Here is a 15,506-nt window from a genome sequence, read left to right on the forward strand (position 1 = left end):
GGAACACCGGTGCCGAGCGGAATGACAGGGCCGCGTGGAAGGCTGTCCACCGGGAAGGAGCACTGAACGATGAACGGCACACTCGCGTTCGGCACGGCCGACACCGTGCTCGGCCGCCTGCTCGTGGGCGAGACGGAGACGGGGATCGTCTCGCTGCACTTCCGCGACACCCCCGCGGCACGCGCCCGCACGGCCAAGGCCACCGGGCTGCCCGTCGTGGACGCCCCCGGCCGGCTGGCCCCGGCCCTGGCCGCCCTGCGGGACTACTTCGCCGGGGACCTGAAGGGCTTCGACCTGCCGATCGACTGGCGCCTCACGTCCGACGTCCAGCGGCAGGTGCTCACCACGCTGCACGAGTCCGTCCCCTACGGGCGGACCATCACCTACGGGGAGCTGGGCGACCGCAGCGGGACCGGGGTCCACGCCCAGGTCATCGGCCAGGTGATGGGCTCCAACCCGATCCCCCTGGTCGTCCCGTGCCACCGCGTGGTCGCCTCGACCGGCCTCGGCGGCTACAGCGGCGGCTCCGGCGTCGAGGTCAAGCGCTGGCTGCTCACCCTCGAAGGGTCGATCCCGGCCACCCTCGACTGGGACGTCACCCGCGCGCCCTGACCCCGGCGCCCGAACCGCCGCGGCGGTGTGGCGAGGCTCACACCGGCGGGAGGGACTTCTCGATGGCGGCGACCACCTCGGCCGACTCCGGCTCGGCCTGCGGGGCGAACCGCGCCACGACGGCGCCGTCCGGGCCGATCAGGAACTTCTCGAAGTTCCACCGGATGTCGCCGGTGTGGCCGCCGTCGTCCGGCGTGCCGGCCAGCTCCCGGTAGAGGGGATGCCGGCCGTCACCGTTGACCTCGACCTTCTCCGTCATCGGGAAGGTGACCCCATAGGTCGCCGAGCAGAACTCCGCGATCTCGTCCGGGGTTCCCGGCTCCTGGCCCTTGAACTGGTTGCAGGGAACGCCGAGAACGGTGAAGCCGCGCTCGGCGAACCGCTCCTGCAGCCGCTCAAGACCGGAGTACTGCGGGGTCAGGCCGCACTTGGAGGCCACATTGACCACCAGCACGGCCTTGCCCCGGTACTGAGCGAGGTCCGCGGGTCCTCCCCGCAGACCACCGATTTCTACGTCGAAGACAGACATGCGGCCGATCCTAGGAGATCGGCCCGACATGCCCGCGGTGCGGCCGCCGCCGGCGTCTCCGCCGAACGCCGGCGCGGCCTCACTTGCCCAACGCGTTCACGAACGAGGCGAGCTGGTCGCCCGCCGTGCCGAGCTGGCTGAACGCGTTGTTCACCACTCCTGCCGCGTCCTGCGGCGAGCTCAGCAGGTAGAAGATGACGAAGGCGATCGCCACATAGCGGAGGTTCTTCTTCATCCGTAACGCCGTCCCTGTAGTAGCGCAGCGACACAATGACCCGATCCGATTGTGCCCAGCCACGTCTGACCGCAAAGCGAGATTTTACTGTGACGGCGGGGCTCCCGCGCGGTCCACGGGCGTGAAAAAGCCCCGCGCCCGGCGGGCACGGGGCAGACGGAGCCGCGCTAGCCCGGGAACGCGCTCATGAACTCGGACAACGACTCCGCCGCGCTCCCGAGGCCGCCCAGGGCGCTGTGGACCAGGGTCGCCGCCCCTTCGGGCCTGCTGATGACGTACCACGCCACGAAGGCGAGACTGGCCACTTTGAGATGTTTCTTGTTCACTTCAACCACCCTCTGCGGTCAATTGCCTACGGAGAGTGTTTCCCAGGAGCGGCCGAACGGAGATCAACACACGGCAAAGACGGCACCATCTCCCCCGGATCCACCGCCGGCCGGTCGGCCCGGCGGGCAGGAGCGGCGGCCGGAGCGGCGCCGGACGGGGGTCAGGGCGTGCCGTGCGCGGCGAGGTAGTCGATGTAGAACGGGCGCAGGGCGTCGGCGAGCTCGCCCTCCCCCGCGTGCGTGAACTCCTCCAGCAGCGACAGCCCGTGCAGGAGGTCGAACTCCGCCCGGTCAACCTCGCCCGTGGCGGCCGCCGCGGCGGGGATGGCGCGCAGCAGGTCCCACAGGAAGCCGACGTCGCGCCGTTCCCTGGCGAGGCTCATCGCGCGGTCGTACAGCTCCTTGGACGGCAGGTCGTCCAGCTCCGTCCCGTCCTGTGTCCCATCGGCCATGGCCCGACTCTAGCCAACGGGACGGCCGTCACTTCGTGACGGCGCTGCCGGGGATGGCCTTGTCGGACTTCAGGGCGTCGAAGAGCGTGGCCGCCTTCGCCCTGTCCCAGGTGATGTAGGAGCCGACGCCGGCCGCGCTGCCGGTGCCGCCGATCGGGACGGTGGTCGTCACGCCGTTCCCGCCGCTGACGCCCTTCATGGCCCACATCATCCGGACCAGGTCGTAGAGGTGGTCGTTGTCGTCGACCAGGAAGTTGCTGGTGGCGTTCATCGCGAGCGGGACGCCGCGGAACGGGTTGAGCAGCACGCCCGGGCTCGTCGACTTCTTCATCAGCGCCCCGAAGAACTGCCGCTGGTGCTCGACCCGCTCCAGGTCGGCGCGGGCGAACGCGCGGGTCCGCACGTAGCCGAGCGCCTGGCCGCCGTCCAGCGTCTGGCAGCCGGGGCTGAGCCTGAGCCCGGCCTTCGGGTCGTTGATCTTGTCCTTGACGCAGATGTCCACGCCGCCGACCGCGTCCACGACACCGACGAAGCCGTTGAAGCCGATCTCGGCGTAGTGGTCGATGTGGATGCCGGTGCTCCGCTCGACCGTCTGGACGAGCAGCTTGGGACCGCCGAAGGCGAACGCGGCGTTCAGCTTGTTCGACCCGCGGCCCGGGATCGGGACGTAGGAGTCACGCGGGAGGCTGATGAGCGAGCTGCCGCCCGAGCCGTAGTGCAGGAGCATCATCGAGTCGGTGCGGCGGCCGGACGCGAAGCCGGTGCGCAGCTTCCTCTGCTCGGCCTTGGACAGGCCCTCGCGGCTGTCGGAGCCGACGATCAGCCAGTTGGTGCCGGGGGTGTCGGCGACGCGTCCCGCGTAGTCGACGAGGACGGACTCGCGCTTGAGCCGCGAGTCCAGGTAGAAGTACCCGCCGGCCACCACCAGCACCAGGACGGTGAAGAGGGTGCCGAGGACGTACGGCCAGCGCCGCCGGCGGCGGCGCCGGTCCTGCCAGATCCGGCCGCCGGCGAGCTGGTCGCCGGCGTACGGGTCGGCGTACGGGTCCCGCTCATGCGGGTGACCCGCGGGAACGGACTCGTGCCTGCTGCGCGCCACGCGCTCGCCCTCCTTGCGTGTCCAGCCTTCCGGCCAGCCGTCGCTCATGTCGTAGACCCTAGACAACCGGGGGCGGTCGGCGCGTCCTTCCGGCGCATGATTGTCCACAGCTCCAAGTAGCCACGCTATGTGACATATAAGGCGGACAGCGTCCTCCTCCCGGAGCACACTGCCTTCGGCTGGTAGTACGTGTGAGCGAGGGGCGGCGGATGGGCGCGCGGCGAGAAAGACGCGGCGAGGGCGAGGGCGGACGTCGGGGTAGGAGAGGTCCGGGAAAGAGGAGGGACGGGCGGGGCTCGCGTTCCGCCGCCTCCGCCTTCCCCGAGCTGTCCGTCCATTCCTGGCACGCGCGGACCGGGGAGCTGGCCGAGACCGGGATGCGCACCATGGCCCGGCGGTTACCGTCGGTCATCGCCCAGGCGGCGGGGCTGGCCTGGCGGGCGAGCCGCGCCGACTCGATCGTGACCGTCTCCCTCAACCTGCTGGCCGGCGTCTTCACCGCGTTCGGGCTGCTGGCGACCACCGGCGTGCTCACGGCACTGTTCAGCGGCGGCCCCACGCCGGGACGGGTCCGCGACGCGCTGCCGTCGCTGGCGCTGGTCGCGGGGGCGGCGGCGCTGCGCGCCGGGTTCCAGGCGGGGGCGGGCTGGGCGCAGGCCCGGCTGGAGCCGCAGGTTGAGCGGCTGGTGGAGCTGCGGCTGTACGAGGCGACCACCGCGGCCCACCTGACCGCGCTCGATGACTCCGACTTCCTGGACGAGCTGAAGCGCGCGCGGAGCCGCGGCATGCTGGCGGCGCCGAGGGTCGTGCGGACCGCGGTGGACGTGCTCACCGGCGCCGTCGGGATGGCCGCGGCGGCGGGGACCCTCGGCGTCCTGCACCCGCTGCTGCTGCCGCTGCTCCTGCTGACGGCGCTGCCCGAGGGCTGGGCGTCGGTGCGCAGCGCCCGGATGGGCTACCTGACCGAGCTGGCGCTGGTCGAGGTCGTCCGCCGCAAGTGGATCCTCGCGGACCTGATGGTCGAGCGGCGGCACGCGGCGGAGATCCGCTCGTTCACGATGCGTCCCTTCCTGCTGGAGGAGTACGACCGGTTCGCCGCGTACCAGCGCGCCGTGGAGCTGGACCTGGCGCGCCGCCAGACCCTCGCCAAGGTCACCGGCGACATGCTGAAGGGCGTCGCGACCGCGGTCGTGTACGGCGCGCTGGGGCTCATGCTGTGGCAGGGCGCGGTGCCGCTGGCGGTGGCGGGCACCGCCGTGCTGGCGATCAGGACGGGCCAGACGTCGCTCGCCAACCTGGTGTTCGCGGTCAACCAGTGCTACGAGGAGGGCCTGTACTTCGGCGACTACCTGGCGTTCTGCGAGAACGCCGAGGCCAGGATCCCCCGTCGCTCCCTGTCTCACGGATCGGACGCGGACACGGACGTCGACGCGGACGTCGACACGGACGCGGACACGGACGACCACGGCCGTCTCCCTGACGACTTCGCCCGCATCCAGGTGAAGGACGTCACGTTCACCTACCCGGGCTCGGAGGCGCCGTCGCTGCGCGGTGTCTCGCTGGAACTGCGCAAGGGCGAGGTCATCGCACTGGTCGGTGAGAACGGCTCGGGCAAGACGACCCTCTCGCGCGTCATGGCCGGGCTGTACGACCCCGACGACGGGGAGGTCCTGTGGGACGGCGTCCCGCTGACCGGGGTCGCCCCGCAGGAGGTGTGGCGGCACGTCGCCGTCATCGCGCAGGACTACACGCACTGGCCCATGACCGCGCGGCAGAACATCACCATGGGACGGGCGGCCGCGGGCGACGGCGCCGGGCGCCCCGCCGCCACCGGCGCGGGCACCGGGGACGAGGACCCGGACGTCCTCGCCGCCGCACGCGCCTCGGGCGCCGACGAGGTGGTCGCCGGGCTCGCGCGCGGCTATGACACGCTGCTGGACCGGCGGTTCCAGGGCGGCGCCGAGCTGTCGGGCGGCCAGTGGCAGCGGCTGGCGATCGCCCGCGGCTTCTACCGGGACGCCCCTCTGCTGATCTGTGACGAGCCGACCGCCGCCCTGGACGCCCGCGCCGAGCATCTGCTGTTCGAGCGGATCCGCACCCACGCCGACGGGCGGACGGTCCTGCTCATCACGCACCGGCTGGCGAGCGTCCGCCATGCCGACCGGATCCACGTCCTCAAGCACGGGCGGGTGATCGAGGAGGGCGACCACGGCGCCCTGATGGCGCGCGGCGGCCTCTACGCCGAGCTGTACTCCCTCCAGGCGTCGGCGTACAGCGCCGAACCACCGGCGCCCTAGGGGCACCGGCCGCGCAGGCGCCAATCCGGGAATACCGTCCGCCAAAGCAATCGAACAAGCGTACAGTCATTTGAGTCAAAGCTTGGTCAAGACCATTGCTAAACGGCTGGATGATAAGGACTATATCTACTGTTACCCATCCACAGAGATCGCCGGACAATGGATCAGCGGATTGTCGGGCGACGATCATCCTGAGAGGGGGAAACAGGTGAGCGCGGAACGCAAGTCCCTGCGCGATCTGGTCCGGGACGAACTTCGTGAAGCGAAGAAGGACGCCCCGGCGTTCGCGAACGTGACGATGGGCAGCGCGACCTACACGAAGATGCTCGGCAAGCGCTACTGAGGCGCCAGGCCGCTGCGGGAGGCTCCCGCCCGCAGCGGCCACCCGACGGGAGGTTCCTCGCGATGGCGCATTACACCATCCTGACGCCCTATCTCGACGAATGCGGCGCCATCTACATCCCGGGGGTCGGCGAGAATGGCTCGGCGATCCGGCTGAATGACCGCGCCGGCACCCTCTGGCGCGATATCGCCGCGAACGGGGCCTGCGATACCGATGCCCTGGAGGACGCGGATCGGGCCTTCATCGCCGTATTGCTCTCCCGGCAGGTGATCGCCCTGAGTGGGGACGGGGACGAAGCCTGATGCGGATCGCACTCCTGAATCCTTCGGTCGGCTTCTCGGATCGCCGCAAGTCCATTCCCATCGGCCTGGCCTATATCATGGCGTTCCTGGAGTCCGAGGGGCATCCGTCCACCGGCTTCGATTTCGGGGATTCGACGGCGGGCGCGGCGGAGCTGGTCGAGCGGTACCGGCTGTGGGACCACGACCTGCTCGGCATGTCGGTCTACAACGAGTCGTTCGGCGTCGCGGCCGACATGGCCCGGGAGATCAAGCGGCGCAATCCCTCGTGCTTCATCGTCATGGGCGGCCCGCAGGCCACCGCGACCCACCACGCGATCATCCGCGGTCACCCCGAGATCGACGGGGTCGTGCGCAAGGAGGGCGAGCACCCCACGCTGGAGCTGGTCCGGTGCCTCGCCGCCGGTGACGGGCTCGACGCCGTGCCCAACCTCACCTGGCGCGACGGTGCCGCCGTCCGGGTGAACCGCGAGACGCCCGCCCCCGACGACCTCGACGCGCTGCCGTTCCCCGCCGCGGAATTCGTCACGGACCGCGAGTACGGCAGGCTCCACTTCTACGACGCGGTTCGCGACGAACTCCGCCCCGCCCTGACCATCAACACCTCCCGCAGCTGCCCGTACGACTGCAGTTTCTGCGGCGTCCTCACGATAGGCCGGCGGTATCGTTCGCGCAGCCCGGAGAATGTCGTCCGCGAGCTGGAGTTCTTCCGGCAGCGGGACGGCATCGACTACCGCCACGTCTATTTCAGCGACGCCAACTTCTTCGTCCAGGCGCAGCGCGCATTGGCGATGGTCCGGGCCCTTCATGCGGCCGACGACCGCATCACGTTCAGTTTCGGCACCCGGGTGAACCAGATCCTGAAGGCCCGCGACGTGATCGAGGAGATGCGGGATCTGGGACTGCGGTTCATCGAGGTCGGCGTGGAGAGCGCGTCCCCGGCCGTGCTGGAGCGCCTCGCCAAGGGAGTGGGCCCCGAGGTCAATGACGCGGCCGTGGGCTTTCTGACGCGCATCGGCGTGGAGATAGCCCTCGACTTCATCATGGTGGACCCGGCGAGCACCGTCGAGGACCTTCAGATGAACATGGACTTCATCGAACGCCACTTCCTCGACCACTATCCGCACGAGCATTTCTACACCAGCCTCGCGCTGTACGAGGGCACGCCCATCCGGGAGTTCTACGAGGAGCGGCGGGGAAAGCCGTTCGTCAGCGGGACCCTGCCCGATACCGCGGAGCTGTTCGAGTACGCGGAACTGCGGACATGGTGGCGGCTCGTCCAGGACTTCAAAGAGCGCTATCAGGGGAGCATCGACAGGCTGCTCGCCAAGACGGAGACCCTGCTGAAGCATCCGCGCGCCGTGGAATGCCTCACCGGGCGCACAGGCCCGTGGGAGGACCTGTGCGGCCTCCAGCTCGACAGCGTCACCTTGCGGCACGCACCGGTAATGGTCTTCCGGCGACTGGTGGAGCGGCTCGCCTCCGGCGCCAAGCCCGACACCCTGGAGGACGTCGGCCTGCGGGGCTTCGGACGCCGCGCGACGGACCTCGACGACCTGATCGGCTCGGCCTCGGCGGCGCTCGGGCGCCTGGGCGACCGGCTGGGGCTGGCACCGGACGAGCTCGACCGCGCCCTGCGGATCTCCGGCGCCGCGTACCAGTGACCGCCCACCCGGTGCCGGTCCACCCGGCGTCAGTCCACCCGGTGACCGGCCCCGGGCCGTCGGCCGGTCACCGGCGGCCGGGCGATCGGGGACGCGCGTGAGGAGCGCCCGCCCCCGCAGGGACCTGGCGCTGGTCGCCACGGCCTGCGGCCTCTCCACGCTCGGCACCACCGCGGCGTTCCTCGCCATGGTGCTGCACCTGCGGGAGGCGGGCGCCGGGTGGGTGACGGCGCTGCTGCTGGCGGAGCTGTCCCCGTTCATCCTGATGGGGCCGGTCGCGGGGACGGTCGTCGACCGCCTGGAGGCACGGGCGGTCCTGATCTGGGTGAGCGTCGGCCAGGCCGCGGTGAGCCTCCTGCTCAGTGTGGTGGACGGCCCGGCGGCGACCGTCGCGCTGGTCGCCCTCCTCGGCGCGCAGGCCGCGGTGGAGCGGCCCGCGGCGGCGGCCCTGGTCCCCCACATCACCGGCGAGGAGGACGCGACGCGCGGGTACGCGCGGCTGGGCACGGGGCGGGCGCTGGGCGCCATCATCGGCCCGGCCGCCGGCGGGTTCGCGAGCGTGGCCGGCGGCACCGGCACCGCCCTGCTCCTCAACGCGGCCAGCTTCCTCGTCCTGGCGCTCGCCATGACGAGCGTCGGCGCCCGCCGCCGTCCAGGCGCCCGCGACGGCCGGGGTGACGAGGGACACGGCTCCGCCAAGGCCGGGTTCGCGCTGATCCTCTCCAGCCCCGTCCTGCGCGTCGCGATCCCCCTCACCGCCCTCGCCGCGGGCATCGCCCTGGCCGACAACGTCGCCGCCCCCTACCGCTTCACCGACGACCTCGGGGCGGGGGCGGTCGGGTTCGGCGTCTATGAGGGCCTGTACTCGGTCTGCGAGCTGATCGGCATCCAGGTGTTCGCCGCCGAGGCCGGCCGGCGGCACGAGGAGAGGCTGCTCGGGATCGGGAACCTCATGCTGGGACTCGGCGTCCTCGGCATCGGCCTGGCGGGGAACTACCCGCTGGCGCTGGCCGCCGCGGTCGTCGGCGGCATCGGCAACGGCATGAGCAACGCCGGGGAGGGCGCCGTCATCCGGCTGTGCACCCCCGAGGCCCTCCGCGGGCGGGCCTTCGCCGCGAGCGGGGCGCTCGTCCAGACCGCCTCCATCGGAGGGGCCGCCGCCGGGGCCCCCGCGGTCACCGCCCTCGGCCCCGCCGCCACGATGGTGATCTCGGGGGCCCTCGCGTCCGCCGTGGCGGCCGCCGGGGTCGCGGTGGCCGTCCGCCGCGCCGTGCGCCGCCACGAGCGTCCCGTCCTCGACGAAGCCCTGAAGGAATCCCGCCATGCGTGACCTGCGCGCCACCCTGGAGCACGCCTCCGTGACCGCCCTCCTCGCCGCCACCGCGGCCGAACGCCCCGGGCGGCCCGTCGCCGCGCGCGTGGCCCTGTCGGAGACCCACGCGATCACCGCCGGGCGGGTGGACGCGTGGCTGGACCGGGGCCAGATCACCAGCGCGTCGGTCTCCTTCTCCCGCGACAACGCGGCGGCCCCGCTGTCGCTGATCTCGTCCGACTTCGACGTCCAGGGACGGACGTGGCCGTTCCTGCTGTCGCCGGACAAGGTCCGGCGCCTCGTCGCCGGCGGATACACCATGGTCATCAGCGGCCCGGAACTCTGGGACGAGGCCCTGCGGAGGTCCGCGCTCGACGCCGTCGAGGCGATGGCCGCCTCCCTCAACACGATGATCTTCCTGACGCCTCCCGGCACCACCGGGTTCCACCCGCACCGGGACCGGGACGACCACGTCGTGGTCGTCCAGACGGAGGGGTCCAAGCGGTGGCGGCTCTACGACGCCGCCCCCGCCGGGTGGGCCGAGGACGACGCCACCCGCCCCGACCCGGACGCGCTGTCGGCGGAGGTGACCCTCTCCGTCGGCGACACTCTCGTCATCCCGCGGGGCTGGGGGCACGCGGCGTCCGCGGGCCCCGCCGGGATGTCCGCCCACCTGTCGTTCGGCGTCAACCACGTCTCCCCGGCGCACCTGCTCCGGACCGCGGTCGTCGGTGCGCTGCGGCGCATGCGGGAGTCCGCCACGCTGGAGGAGACCGACGCCGCGTACCGGGCGCTCCTCACCGAGTTCGCGGAGTGCGACGCCGGCGACCTCGTCCGCGAGTACGTCACCGCCCCGTACCGCACCGGCGGGCTGCGGCTGAGCCGCATCGGCCGTCAGATGTAGAGGCCGACGCCCCCCTCGTCGGCGCGGGGCGGCGCGTCCGGCAGGTCCTCGGGGCGCAGCAGCCGCACCTCGCCCGCCTCGATCGCGCCGGCGCCCTCGTCGTGCGCGGCGGTGATCCGCTGCGCCTGCCGGGACATCGCCGCCTCCAGCAGGTTGCGCACCAGCCGCGCGTTCCCGAACGAGGACCCCCTCGGCTGCGCGGCGACGAGCCTGTGCAGCGCCTCCAGCAGCCCCGGCGCGATCGCGAACCCGGTCTCCGACGCCATGAACTCGAAGATCGTGACCAGCTCGTCGTCGGAGTAGTCGGGGAAGCGCAGCACCTTCGGGAAACGGGAGTCCAGCCCAGGGTTGAACTTCAGGAACCGCTCCATCTCGGCGTCGTAGCCGGCGACGATGACCACCAGGTCGTTGCGGTGCTCCTCCATGAGCCGCAGCAGCTCCGCGACCGCCTCGTGCCCGAAGTCGCGCTGGTCCCCGCCCGCCGCCGACAGCGTGTACGCCTCGTCCACGAACAGCACGCCGCCGAGCGCCCGGTCGACCGCGGCGCGCACCCGCGGCGCGGTCTGGCCGATGAACTCGCCGACGAGGTCCGCGCGGGTGACCTCCACCAGATGGCCGGACGACAGCAGCCCGAGCTGCGCGTACACCGCGGCGATCAGCCGGGCGATCGTCGTCTTCGCCGTGCCGGGGTTCCCCATGAACACCATGTGCCGCGTCGGCGAGGCCAGCGGGACGCCCGCGTCGCGCCGGATCTGCTCGGCGCGCGCCTCGGCGACCAGCGAGGCCACCTCCGCCTTGACCGCGTCCAGGCCGATGAGCCGGGCGACCTCGGCGAGCGGGTCGCCGGGCACCCCGTCGCGGCCCCGGGCGAGGGTGTCGGGGACGTCCTCCGGCAGCAGCTCGTCCAGCGACTCGGTCTCGTCGACGACACCGTCGGCCAGCACCCGGCGGCCCTGCATCGCGACCGCCCGGTCCAGCAGGTTGATCATGATGCGGGCGTTGCCGAAGCCGCGGTCGCGCGGCGCCGCCTGGGCGAGCCCCCGCACCTTCTCCAGCACGCCGGGGGCCAGTGCGAACCCGGCGTCGGCGGCCTTGCCCGCGAACACCTCGACCAGCTCGTCCTCGGACAGGTCGGGGAACCGGACCGTCCGGGGGAAGAACGACGCGAGGTCCGGCGTGGACTTCAGCAGCCCGTTCAGCTCCGCCTCCGGGCCCGCCAGCACCACCACCAGGTCGTCGGTGTGCGCCTGGACCGCGGTGAGCAGGACGTCCAGCACCTCTCGTCCCCGCGTCGTCTCCGCCGTGACGGCCGTGGTGAACGCGTGCGCGTCGCGGACGACCAGCACCCCGCCGATCGCCTGCTCCACCGCCCGGCGCACCCGCAGCACGCTCTCGCTCGCGTACTCGCCGAGCAGGTCCGCGCGGTCCACCTCGATCATGTGCCCGGACGACAGGACGCCGAGCCCCGCGTAGATCCGGCCGAGGATCCGCGCGACGAGGCTCTTGCCGGTGCCGGGGTTCCCGGCGAACACCAGGTTCCGGGGCCGCGCCGCAACCGCCATCCCCGCCTCCCGGCGCAGGCTCGCCGCCTTCGCCTCGGCGACCAGCGCGTCCACCTCCCGCTTCACCGGCTCGATCCCGGCGCACGCCGCCAGCTCGGCCAGCGGATCGCCCTCGGCGCGGCGGCCGGCGATGAGCCGCTGCGGCAGATCCGCCTCGGTGACCTCCAGCTCGCCCGCCGCGTCCGCGCCGCCGCCCGCCTCGGCGGCCTCGGCCCGGCGCGCGGCCGCCACCCGCGCCCGCGCGGCGGCGGTGCACTGCGCCGCCATGTGCTCCACCAGCCGCGCGCCGCGCAGGTTCAGCAGCGGCGGCGTCCTGGTCAGCAGCACCCCGGCGGTCCCGGCGACGTCCGCGGCGACCCCCGCCCCGCGCCGCGCGACGGCCCGGGTGAACAGCTCGGCGAACCCGTCCTCGGCGAAGTCACGGGTCCGCGCCACCTCGAACGCCCGCACCAGCGCCGGGTTCGCGTCGAACAGCCGCCGGTCACCGCCCGGACGGCACAGCGCGACCACGTCCAGCGACGGCGAACGCGCCATCAGCCGGCGCAGCTCCTCCACGGTCGCGGCGCCGCACCGCTCATAGGTGACCAGCCGCTCCAGGTCGTCCACGACCAGCAGCATCCGCGCGTCCATGCAGTCGCGGACACGCGCCTGCAACCACAGCACCGCGTCGCTCACGGTCAGCGACGCGAACACCTGGTCGGAGATCCACAGCGCCTCCCGGACCACACCGCACTCGGCGAGCCGGCGCTCCAGCACCTCCGCCGCCGTGCCCTTCCCCGTCCCCTCCGGCCCCGCGATCAGCATCCGGACGGGCCGCTCCCCCGCCAGCCGCGCCGCCAGCGCGTCCTGCACCGCCCGCGTCAGCTCCGGCTGCCCGACCAGCGCCTTCCCGACACCGTCGTCACCCCCGGACCAGCCGCCCGCGACGGCACGGTCCGGCTCGTCCGCCGCCGCGTCCCGCGGACGCTCGGGGAACAGCGCCGACCCCAGCGGGTTGAACACCCGCCGCGCCGAGAACAACCGGCGCAGATCCGCCTGGAACTGCCGCACCGGCACCCGGCACCGCGGGCTGATCGCCGCGTCCGGCAGCCCCTGCACCGCACCGGTGATCCGCACCGCCATGTCCAGCCACGCCCGCGACGCGTCCGCCTCCCCCGCGACCAGCCCCCGCGCCAGCCACGCGCGCACCTCGTGCTGCCACGCCTCCGACGAGAACCCCTCCCGCGCCGCGCGGAACCGCTCCTCCAGGTTCTCGTAGCGGGCCGTGCCCAGCACCACCGCCAGCTCCGCCGGAACCACCTGCGCCTCCGCGGCCAGCAGCAGCCGCGCCAGCGCCACGTCCGCCTCGTCCCCATCCGCGACCGCCCCCGCCAGCCGCTCATGGGCCACGTCCAGCCCCGCGCACGCCCACCCCAGATACGCCACCGGCCCGGCCAGCTCGGGCAGCACCGCGATCTCGTCCTCGGTGAGCCCCGCCACCCACACGTCCTCCAGGCCCTTCTGCGGGACGGCCATGTCCTCCTCCCGCAACACCGGATCGGCCGCCCGCCGGTCGAACAGCCCCATCAGCGTCCGCCGCCGCCGCTCCAGCGGCTCCAGCCCGTCGAAGACCTCCAGCCCCGCCCGCGCCAGCTCGAACATGATCGCGCGCCGCTCCCGGTCATTGCCCGCCGGCTCCGGCAGCCACAACCCCGGCGGCCGCCACCGCCCGCCCTGCGTGAACCACGCCGCCGGATCCCGGACCGCCGACTCCGGCGTCGCCAGGAAATCCGACAGCAACTCATAGTCCACATCGCCGCGCGACCCCCCGCGCACCGCCGACGCCCCCAGCAGGAACGTCAGCAACGACCACTGCTCCGCCCCCGCCGCGCTCGTGTCCTCCCCGTAGAAATCACTCAGCTGCCTGGTCAGCACCACCGCCCGCGGATCCGCGTTATAAGCGACCGCGCGCTCGCGCAACTCCTCGTACAAACCGTCCGGGACACGCCACGGCCCGAACGCGTACACGTCCAAGACGGGCTCGTCCGTCAGGAGCACTTCGAGATGGTCCGGCAGCCGGGGGGAACTCACCTAAGGTCCTTCTCCTACAGCGGGTCAGCGGGAACACACGTCTGCACACCCTACTTATTGCGGTGCCCTTGGCGTCGGGCGCTGGCGCGCCCTCCTTCGGCGGGCACCGCGGGCGATCGCTGCATCGCTTCGACTCGCCCTAGAGGGCTCGCTGCGCGATCAGGTTCTCGCTTCGCTCGCACCTGCCTTCGGATGCGATCGCAACCTGCCGGTAGTTGCCACCTAGGGCTACTACAGGGACCTGCCCTCGGCCCGCGCGCGCCCACGAGTCGCCTCGACTCGCCTGGCGGCTCGTCCCGCGACCACGCCCCCCGGACAAAGCCACAACCGGCCTCTCTGTCTACTGCGGTGCCCTTGGCGTCGGGCGCTGGCGCGCCCTCCTTCGGCGGGCACCGCGGGCGATCGCTGCATCGCTTCGACTCGCCCTAGAGGGCTCGCTGCGCGATCAGGTTCTCGCTTCGCTCGCACCTGCCTTCGGATGCGATCGCAACCTGCCGGTAGTCGCCACCTAGGGCTACTACAGGACCTGCCCCCAGCGCGCGTCCCTCCAGAAGTCACCTCGACTCGCCTAGCGGCTCGTCCCGCGACCACGCCCCCGGACGAAGCCACAACCGGCCTCTCGGGCACCCGACCAATCGCGCAGCGAGCCCTCTGGAGCGCGTTCGGAGCGATGCAGCGACCGCACTGCAATGCCTGCCGCAGGAGGGCGCCCAGCGCCCGACACCGAGGGCACTGCAACGAACACACCTCAGCCACCGGCTCAGCCCCCAACGACCTCAACCGTTGCGATCGCGTCCGAAGGCAGGGGCGAGCGAAGCGAAACCCTGATCGCGCAGCGAGCCCTCTGGGGCGAGTCGGAGCGATGCAGCGATCGCACGTAGTGCCCGCCGAAGGAGGGCCGCCAAGGCCCGACGCCAAGGGCACTACAACTAAAGCGGACTCGCCTTTGGGCGTTTGGGGGGGCGGCCGTCGCCTGTGGAGCGGCCGGTGGCGCGGCGGCCCAGCCAGGGGAGGAGGTAGGTGCGGGCCCAGCGGACGTCTTCGCGGCGCAGGGTGAGCCAGTGGGCGGGGTCTGTGGGGGGCCAAGGCTCGCGCCAGTCGTCTTGGACGGGGAGGCCGAGGACCTCGGCGACGCGGAGGGCCATGCGGCGGTGGCCTTCGGGTGAGAGGTGGAGGCGGTCCTCGTACCAGGCGCGGGGGTCGTTGAAGACGCGCAGGGACCACAGGTCGACGACCGTGCAGGCGCGGCGGTCGGCGATGGCGCGCAGGTGCATGTTGTAGGTGGCGGCGCGGCCGCGGATGCGGCCGCCGGTGCGCAGGCCGCGGGTGTCGAAGCCGGTGAAGACGACCACGCGGGCGCCGGTGGCGCGGAGGCGGCGGACGGCGTCGTCGAAGACCACGGCCAGGGCGTCGGGGTCGGCTCCGGGGCGGAGCATGTCGTTGCCGCCCGCGCAGAAGGTCACCAGGTCGGGGGCGAGTTCCACGGCCCTCGGCACCTGGTCGTCCACGATCTGGCGGACGAGCTTGCCGCGGACGGCGAGGTTGGCGTAGCGGAGGCCGGGGCTGTGCTCGGCGAGGTGTTCGGCGAGCCGGTCCGCCCAGCCGCGGAAGCGGTCCGTTTCGCCGGGGTAGGGGTCGTTGAGGCCCTCGGTGAAGCTGTCGCCGATGGCCACGTAGGTCTGGATCCGCCCCATTTCGTCCATCGCAACCCCCAGTACCGCTCGGTTCCCGATCACCTAGGTTAATGATGCACCGTGCACATAACCTACGCGACCGTAGCCCTCCCGGGGACGGGCGATACC

At 72.4% G+C, this 15,506-nt stretch carries 14 protein-coding genes; 7 read left to right on the forward strand and 7 right to left on the reverse strand.

The genetic code is table 11. The features are described 5' to 3' along the window. Positions 1 to 69 precede the first annotated feature (69 nt). Positions 70 to 612 (forward strand): methylated-DNA--[protein]-cysteine S-methyltransferase, encoded by a 543-nt coding sequence (locus tag AGRA3207_RS06115; RefSeq protein WP_231333573.1) that lies wholly within the window; start codon positions 70 to 72, stop codon positions 610 to 612. 37 nt (positions 613 to 649) lie between these two features. Here the strand turns inward: AGRA3207_RS06115 and AGRA3207_RS06120 are convergent, their stop codons facing one another. From AGRA3207_RS06120 to AGRA3207_RS06140, 5 genes are all read right to left on the reverse strand, one after another. Then, positions 650 to 1,141, reverse strand: a complete 492-nt coding sequence (locus AGRA3207_RS06120) for a glutathione peroxidase (protein WP_231333574.1) — start codon at positions 1,139 to 1,141, stop codon at positions 650 to 652. 79 nt (positions 1,142 to 1,220) lie between these two features. Further along, the gene (locus AGRA3207_RS06125) at positions 1,221 to 1,376 is read right to left on the reverse strand and encodes a hypothetical protein (RefSeq protein ID WP_231333575.1); all 156 of its coding nucleotides are present in this window, start codon (positions 1,374 to 1,376) and stop codon (positions 1,221 to 1,223) included. Between the two features lie 167 nt (positions 1,377 to 1,543). Then, positions 1,544 to 1,702 (reverse strand): hypothetical protein, encoded by a 159-nt coding sequence (locus tag AGRA3207_RS06130; RefSeq protein WP_231333576.1) that lies wholly within the window; start codon positions 1,700 to 1,702, stop codon positions 1,544 to 1,546. A 161-nt stretch (positions 1,703 to 1,863) separates the two neighbouring features. After that, entirely contained in the window at positions 1,864 to 2,154 is a 291-nt protein-coding gene (locus AGRA3207_RS06135; protein WP_231333577.1) for a hypothetical protein, read from the reverse strand. Between the two features lie 28 nt (positions 2,155 to 2,182). Continuing rightward, positions 2,183 to 3,301: an LCP family protein gene (locus AGRA3207_RS06140; RefSeq protein WP_231333578.1), complete on the reverse strand. Its 1,119-nt coding sequence runs from the start codon at positions 3,299 to 3,301 to the stop codon at positions 2,183 to 2,185. 329 nt (positions 3,302 to 3,630) lie between these two features. Between AGRA3207_RS06140 and AGRA3207_RS06145 the strand changes: the two genes are divergently transcribed. The 6 genes from AGRA3207_RS06145 (at position 3,631) to AGRA3207_RS06170 (ending at position 10,072) form a co-directional block, all read left to right on the forward strand. Next, positions 3,631 to 5,550, forward strand: coding sequence for an ABC transporter ATP-binding protein (locus tag AGRA3207_RS06145; RefSeq protein WP_231333579.1), 1,920 nt, complete (start codon positions 3,631 to 3,633; stop codon positions 5,548 to 5,550). Between the two features lie 82 nt (positions 5,551 to 5,632). Continuing rightward, complete coding sequence (locus AGRA3207_RS06150; RefSeq protein WP_231333580.1) at positions 5,633 to 5,893, forward strand: hypothetical protein; 261 nt, start codon at positions 5,633 to 5,635, stop codon at positions 5,891 to 5,893. Between the two features lie 62 nt (positions 5,894 to 5,955). Continuing rightward, complete coding sequence (locus tag AGRA3207_RS06155; protein ID WP_231333581.1) at positions 5,956 to 6,195, forward strand: hypothetical protein; 240 nt, start codon at positions 5,956 to 5,958, stop codon at positions 6,193 to 6,195. Beyond that, positions 6,195 to 7,856, forward strand: coding sequence for a B12-binding domain-containing radical SAM protein (locus AGRA3207_RS06160; protein ID WP_231333582.1), 1,662 nt, complete (start codon positions 6,195 to 6,197; stop codon positions 7,854 to 7,856). The genes AGRA3207_RS06155 and AGRA3207_RS06160 overlap by 1 nt, the downstream gene beginning before the upstream one ends. Before the next feature lie 97 nt (positions 7,857 to 7,953). Beyond that, positions 7,954 to 9,186, forward strand: a complete 1,233-nt coding sequence (locus AGRA3207_RS06165; protein ID WP_231333583.1) for an MFS transporter — start codon at positions 7,954 to 7,956, stop codon at positions 9,184 to 9,186. Then, entirely contained in the window at positions 9,179 to 10,072 is an 894-nt protein-coding gene (locus tag AGRA3207_RS06170; protein WP_231333584.1) for a JmjC domain-containing protein, read from the forward strand. Before AGRA3207_RS06165 ends, AGRA3207_RS06170 begins: the two co-directional genes overlap by 8 nt. On the opposite strand, the gene AGRA3207_RS06175 is transcribed toward AGRA3207_RS06170, so the two are convergent. Together AGRA3207_RS06175 and AGRA3207_RS06180 are read right to left on the reverse strand one after the other, a co-directional pair. Next, a complete protein-coding gene (locus AGRA3207_RS06175; RefSeq protein ID WP_231333585.1) occupies positions 10,063 to 13,704 on the reverse strand; it encodes an AAA family ATPase in 3,642 nt (1,213 codons plus the stop codon). The two genes, AGRA3207_RS06170 and AGRA3207_RS06175, sit on opposite strands and share 10 nt — an antisense overlap. 929 nt (positions 13,705 to 14,633) lie before the next feature. Continuing rightward, positions 14,634 to 15,398 carry an SGNH/GDSL hydrolase family protein gene (locus AGRA3207_RS06180; protein WP_231336245.1) on the reverse strand — a complete coding sequence of 255 codons (765 nt, stop codon included), beginning with the start codon at positions 15,396 to 15,398 and terminating at the stop codon, positions 14,634 to 14,636. Positions 15,399 to 15,506 lie beyond the last annotated feature (108 nt).

Source organism: Actinomadura graeca (assembly GCF_019175365.1).
In the GTDB taxonomy this organism is placed as follows: Bacteria; Actinomycetota; Actinomycetes; order Streptosporangiales; family Streptosporangiaceae; genus Spirillospora; species Spirillospora graeca.

Excerpts from the sequence above, each read along its gene's own strand:
- AGRA3207_RS06120 (WP_231333574.1), bottom strand. The coding sequence starts at position 1,141 with ATGTCTGTCTTCGACGTAGAAATCGGTGGTCTGCGGGGAGGACCCGCG.
- AGRA3207_RS06155 (WP_231333581.1), top strand. The coding sequence starts at position 5,956 with ATGGCGCATTACACCATCCTGACGCCCTATCTCGACGAATGCGGCGCC.
- AGRA3207_RS06115 (WP_231333573.1), top strand. The coding sequence starts at position 70 with ATGAACGGCACACTCGCGTTCGGCACGGCCGACACCGTGCTCGGCCGC.
- AGRA3207_RS06140 (WP_231333578.1), bottom strand. The coding sequence starts at position 3,301 with ATGAGCGACGGCTGGCCGGAAGGCTGGACACGCAAGGAGGGCGAGCGC.
- AGRA3207_RS06160 (WP_231333582.1), top strand. The coding sequence starts at position 6,195 with ATGCGGATCGCACTCCTGAATCCTTCGGTCGGCTTCTCGGATCGCCGC.
- AGRA3207_RS06180 (WP_231336245.1), bottom strand. The coding sequence starts at position 15,398 with ATGGGGCGGATCCAGACCTACGTGGCCATCGGCGACAGCTTCACCGAG.
- AGRA3207_RS06125 (WP_231333575.1), bottom strand. The coding sequence starts at position 1,376 with ATGAAGAAGAACCTCCGCTATGTGGCGATCGCCTTCGTCATCTTCTAC.
- AGRA3207_RS06170 (WP_231333584.1), top strand. The coding sequence starts at position 9,179 with ATGCGTGACCTGCGCGCCACCCTGGAGCACGCCTCCGTGACCGCCCTC.
- AGRA3207_RS06135 (WP_231333577.1), bottom strand. The coding sequence starts at position 2,154 with ATGGCCGATGGGACACAGGACGGGACGGAGCTGGACGACCTGCCGTCC.
- AGRA3207_RS06145 (WP_231333579.1), top strand. The coding sequence starts at position 3,631 with ATGCGCACCATGGCCCGGCGGTTACCGTCGGTCATCGCCCAGGCGGCG.